Below are 5,542 nucleotides of genomic sequence, written 5' to 3' on the forward strand. Positions count from 1 at the left end.
GCCGGGCGCGACGTCATGACGGCTACGGCTGTCTATCGGCGTGAGGATCTGAAGGACTGGATGCAGTCCCCTGTGTTCCGCAGGACGATCGGGTCCTTTCAGGATTGGGAAAATGGCAAGGATATTCGCCATCGGCTTGTTTTCCATCGGTTGCCGAAGGGGCTGGAACTAGTCGGTAATCAGGAGGAGCAATAGGCCATGTGTTTCCGGACGATGAAACCCTTGCTGGCCGTACCGCTGCTGGCGGCGCTGGTCACAACCGCCCTGACCGGCGCTTCCGTCCCGTCTGCCTGTGCGGCATCGGACGACCGCAAGGCCGCGCAGGCAGCCGATGGTATTCTGGCGACGCTGCGGGCCCTGCCGGGTGACCGGGGCGATCTGGAGGAGGGAAACAGCCGTCGCGTCTGTCTCAGGCTGGGAGGTGATGCCATCCATAGTGAGGCGGCCTGGCCCATGTCAGCCGTCGCCGCCAGTAGATACACGGCTGGGGTCGAGCCGGGGGCAGCCTATAATGCGGGCACCACCGGCGTTCTGCTCGGCGACGGTCCGCGTGGCATGGAACCAACGCCGTTCGTGCAGGCGTTGATGGCGGCGGGCGTGGTGCGGCGCGTACCAGTGACCTGGGTTGTTCACACGACCCATCCCGGCATGCCCACGGCGGCTCAACTGGGATTGCACGATCTGGACGACAGCTCGGAGCCCAGACCATCGGAACCGCCGCCAGCCAATGTCGAAGCGACGACACGCTTTGAGGGGGACCTGTTTCTGGGCTCCGGTCCGGAGATCGTCGGGCATTTTGAAATCCCGCCTGATGAACAGGGTCGTATAGGAGCGGCGAGCATCCCGCCGTTGCTCGGGACCACATCGCCCCCGTCCGGTGTGAGCTCGGTGTCGCGCTACTGCTACACGCTCAAACCGCAGCGGGTGCTGGAATACGGCCCGCTCCAGACGGTCGAGCCGGGACATCAGCGGATCACGGTGGCCGTGCTGATGACGCCCGAACAGGTGCCGGGCTGGGCCAGCGATCCGCGTGTGCTGGAGGTCTTTGCCCCACAGTTCATTCGTCCTCAGCAGGTGTTCCTGGCGACCTACGACAACTTCGGGGACGGCTGGAAAAAGTTCGGCCTGACCTTCGCAAAGGATCTTGCTGAAACCGGACATTATGTCGGGGAGTGAAAAATCGGGCAGGAGCTGAAAAGAGTAACGATTTTTCTTGTGCCCAGAATGACCGAAATAGCACGATAAATCAGTTGCTGTTTTTGTCGGTGATTCGCCAATGGCATCCAATCCGATCCTGGTCAGGCTTCCTCAGGAACTTGACGATCTGCTGAATGAGAAGCGTGGCACGCAAACGCGGGCGGCGTTTCTTACAGCGGCTCTCGCCCGGTATCTTGGGGTGGATGACGCGGCTGCCCATATTCCCAAACGTGGTCGGCCTCGCAAGAAGGTTGCATCGGTTTCTCCGGCAGATCCGCCTGCGCCAGAGGACGTGGTATCTGCTGAAACTATCGAAATCCCTGATATTGCCAGTCTGCGGACTGTCTCCTGGAAAGAGATCACCGACTCATTTCCCTGGTATATCGGCCAGGATGCACGGCGGACGCTGTATGTTTCCGATGACGGCGGCTTTGTGTGGTTTTCGATTGAGGAACGCTACGAGTCAACGGGAAAGGCCATCGTCGACATCATCAAGAAGCACGGGGGATACTGGAATCGCGATACCGGATGGTCCGTAGCGTCACCGGACGTTCTCAACGTTGTGAAAGCCCGGGCCCTGAGAGCGCGACCGGCATGGTCTATCAGGCCCATGCGTGAAAGGGATACAAATCGGCCGTTCCAAGTCGAAGCCCTGGAGATTGCCGGGGGCTGGGCACTGATCCGTCTTGATCGCCCCACTCTTGTCGCTGCGGGCGGCGCGGCACGGACGGCTATGATCAGACTTGTCGGGGCGATCGAGACATCAACCCCGTCTCCCTGGTGCCATGATTTTCAGGACGAGGAGTGTCTTGTCAGCCTCCCTATGCCGATGACAACGGTCAGAAAACTGGTGAAGCACTGGAACAGTCTGCATCCCGTCGAGACGAAAACCATTGTGGCGGATCGCGCGCAGCAGAATGCGTGGCGTAACCAGTCGGTGTGCGTTGAGCGCGATACCGGCCTTGTCCATGTCACCATTGCTCTGGCCAATCCGCTTCATCGTATCCTGCTGGCATCGACGAGTGGGCGAGTGCGTCCCGGCACGCCTGTGGGGCCGACCGCCACAGTAACGGATGACATGTGGGCGGAGATTGCGAAAACATTCGCTGCTATGAAGGTGGCTGTGCGGGAGCATCGTAAGACGACCTCCCGTTTGGATCCGAAAACTGCAAATCTCTCTGCGATACCGGGGTGGGAGAAGCCCGCAGAAAACAGTTACAGATTTTTTGCGCACCAGAAGGACGGCATCCGGTTCCTGCTCGATCGGGATATGCGGGGTATTCTGGGGGACGAGATGGGGCTGGGGAAGACGGGGACTGCCATTGGTGCTGCCGTGGGGTGCAGCGCTCAGCGCGTTCTCGTCGTTGCTCCCGCGAATGCCCGGTGGGTGTGGGACCGGGAAATCAGAGGCTGGTCCGGAACAGACCGCATTTTTCATGTCGAGGAATCTCTTCAGGATCTGACGGATCTGCCCGATGCCGGGTGGGTAATCGTCACCTATGATGTTCTGACCGCCCGGAGCGGAAAGTTTACGCCACCGGACGCTGCAACGGCGAGCTGGCTTCGGGCGAAGCTGCGGGAAGCCGGTCATTATCGGGTTCGTGCAGCAGCCGAGGCGCCAGGTAAAGACAGGAAAAGTGCCAGCCAGCTGGCCGCAGAAGAGGGACGCGATGAGGGTGATGGCAAGTTCACGCCTTTTCATTTTGACGCAAGAATTAATGCCGAGATTGGAAATGTGTTACGCAATCTGGTGATGCCAGCCGGTCGGGGGATCAGCAGCCAGACGATGACGCTCCTGCATCGGATGGGCCGACGCCTGTCTTCCGAAATGCTGCATGCGCTGATGGCGTGGCAACCCGACGTGGTTTTTGCCGACGAGGCCCATCGTATCAAGAACAGGGATGCCGGGCGTACCCGTGCTGTTCGTACCCTTATCGAGGATCGCTCACGGGGTGCGGTTCTCCTGACCGGCACCCCTTTGCGCAACCACGGCGGAGAGGGGGCCAGCCTGATCGAGGCCATTCTTCCCGGTGCCAGAGACCGTCTCGCAGGAGCACTGGCCCAGGGTCACCGAAGATCGGACCGAAATGCTGCGCAGGATGCAGCAGTAGCGGAAATCTTCAAGACGATCATGGTGAGACGGCTCAAGGCCGATGTGCTCGATCTGCCGGACAAGATAAGGCAGTGGGTGGAGATCGCACCGCAAGGGGAAGCCCTGTGGCACTATGACGAGGTCATGGCTCAGATCGCTCAGACGCTTGGGCGGGCGATTGCGAGGGGCGCTACATCCGGCGGTATTGCAAAGGCCATCATGGGGCTACTCTCGTCTGCCCGCAAATGGCTGGGTCTTGCCAAGATTGCCAATCCGGCCACGGTGGATCTGATTGATGACGTGGTCGAGGCGAAAGGGGCATGTCTGGTCTTCGCGCATCATCGGGGCGTGATTGCGGAACTGGAAAAACAGCTTCGCAGGCGCGGCCGATCCGTTGTGACGGTCCATGGCGAGACGCCTGATCGTGAGCGTGCGGAAGCTGAGCAAATGTTTCAGAAAGGGGAAGTCGAGATCTTTCTGGGTTCGATCAATGCAGCGGGTGAGGCGCTGACCCTTCACCGTGCTGATACCTGTGTGTTTGTCGAACTGGACTGGGTGCCGGCGGCGATGCATCAGGCCGAGGATCGCGGACACCGGGCAGGTCAGACGGCGAAAGGCTATCACATCATCACTCTGCTGGCGCATATACCGGACAGGCAGAATCTGGATGAGTATGTTACCAAAGTTCTCATTGAGAAACTCGCCAATATCAACACAATTCTCGACGAAAAGGCTGGGATTGCCGGCAGGCGCATCGAGGGGACGGATGCCAGTGTAAGAAGCCGTGTGATCGCCGCCCTGATGTCTGAAGCCCAGCGGACAGAAGTTGCAAAGAACGCTCAGGTCGCAGCCACGCGAAAGCGGGCACCTCCGCGTCCGAGAAAACAGTAACGCTTTTCAGGCTGATACGATCAGTTCGAATCTATAACGGCTTGAGCTGGTATTTTTCAGAAACGAGTCTTGCGAGCTCTGGCAGGGTTAACGGTGTAGTACTTCTTGGTCTGTTTTAATTGTGTGATCTGATCCTGATTTTTCCCGGGCTTTGAGGTCTCACACCCTAAATTCCCCAAAGGATTTTGTTCTTTTCCGATCTGGTATCGGTTTTTGGCGTGTGGATTCCTCGTCCCGCAATACTTCCAAACGAGAACATCAATGTCTGATCATACAACTACTTCTTCCGCTGTAGAGGCGGATCTTATGCAGCTTGTAGCACTGCATCGGCTGCTTGACTTCGCCATAAGCCAATCGCTCGAGGGCAATACGGACGACCGCATCCTAGAAGGCGTCGTTATCCTGACCCGCATGATCGGACGCAAGGTCCGGTGCGTGACCAGCAAGATTCTGGATGGCGAAGGCTCCGGCTGCGACTGACGCACTCCTCCTCACTCATATCCCTTTCTTCCATTAACAGGCGCGCTCATATCGCGCCTGTTCTCGTTTCATAAGGAAAATAAAGAATGTTTCGCTCTTCAGACGACGCTACGCTGTCCCGTTTTCACCCCACCGAAGCCGATCTCATCACCTATCGGGACCTGGCCCGTGCGCTCGGCGCTCCACCGAGCGAGGCCATCTGTCGTTACCTCGGCCCTGCCGGTCAGCATCTGGTCTTCATCGGTGAGTCTGGTCAGCGGGACTGGGCTCGCGTCGATGCCCAGGCGAGGGCTCGCTGGCCCGAGCTGCCGCCCACGGGAACCACAGCTTCGGATGGAAAGGCGCTGGAATCCCTGCCTGAACGCATCGTGTATCAGATACTGGATTCTCTCAAACATCATGATATGGAAATAGATCTTCACCAGCCGATCATGCCTGATGTGGGGCCAGAGAAAGCGGATCTGACGCTGCGACGTCGAGATGCCGCCTGCTTTATCGAGGTGATCGGCTGCTGCGGTGTGAACCGCATCACCCGCAACGATCATGAGCGCCGGGGACTGGAGCGCTTCGAGCGGCGTGAAGCCTTCTACCGCCGTGTTGGCATCACCCCGGTCTGCATCTTTCTCGATCTTTTGGCGCGTCCGGAAGACCTGAAGGCACTCTGCCAGTCTCTGGTGGGCCGGATCGCTGACGACGGGCGTGACAGAGAGATGTCGCTATAAGGACAAGAACCGATGTCTGAGGCGTGGGGTGACCGGAAACGGAACTCCCGCGCCAGAAATGGTAGCGCACGACATCAGTTTTGGTATCCGGAGTGGAGCCGAACGGTGTCAACAATTGCGAAAAAACCGTCTTGCTGTTTCAGGAATGTCTCATACCCTG

5 protein-coding genes are annotated in these 5,542 nt (G+C 58.8%); all 5 read left to right on the forward strand.

The annotated features are described in order from the left end of the window. On the forward strand, positions 1–195 hold a 195-nt coding region (locus KP699_RS15715), incomplete at its 5' end, for a hypothetical protein (protein ID WP_215763277.1). An 18-nt stretch (positions 196–213) separates the two neighbouring features. Beyond that, positions 214–1,176: a hypothetical protein gene (locus KP699_RS15720; protein ID WP_215763278.1), complete on the forward strand. Its 963-nt coding sequence runs from the start codon at positions 214–216 to the stop codon at positions 1,174–1,176. A 100-nt stretch (positions 1,177–1,276) separates the two neighbouring features. Then, positions 1,277–4,180 (forward strand): DEAD/DEAH box helicase, encoded by a 2,904-nt coding sequence (locus KP699_RS15725; RefSeq protein WP_215763279.1) that lies wholly within the window; start codon positions 1,277–1,279, stop codon positions 4,178–4,180. A 306-nt stretch (positions 4,181–4,486) separates the two neighbouring features. Next, positions 4,487–4,660: a hypothetical protein gene (locus tag KP699_RS15730; RefSeq protein WP_231888558.1), complete on the forward strand. Its 174-nt coding sequence runs from the start codon at positions 4,487–4,489 to the stop codon at positions 4,658–4,660. 86 nt (positions 4,661–4,746) lie between these two features. Further along, the gene (locus KP699_RS15735) at positions 4,747–5,382 is read left to right on the forward strand and encodes a hypothetical protein (protein ID WP_086641633.1); all 636 of its coding nucleotides are present in this window, start codon (positions 4,747–4,749) and stop codon (positions 5,380–5,382) included. Positions 5,383–5,542: the final 160 nt, after the last annotated feature.

Origin of the sequence: Acetobacter sp. P1H12_c, from assembly GCF_018811975.1 — a bacterium.
Classification (GTDB): Bacteria; Pseudomonadota; Alphaproteobacteria; order Acetobacterales; family Acetobacteraceae; genus Acetobacter; species Acetobacter persici.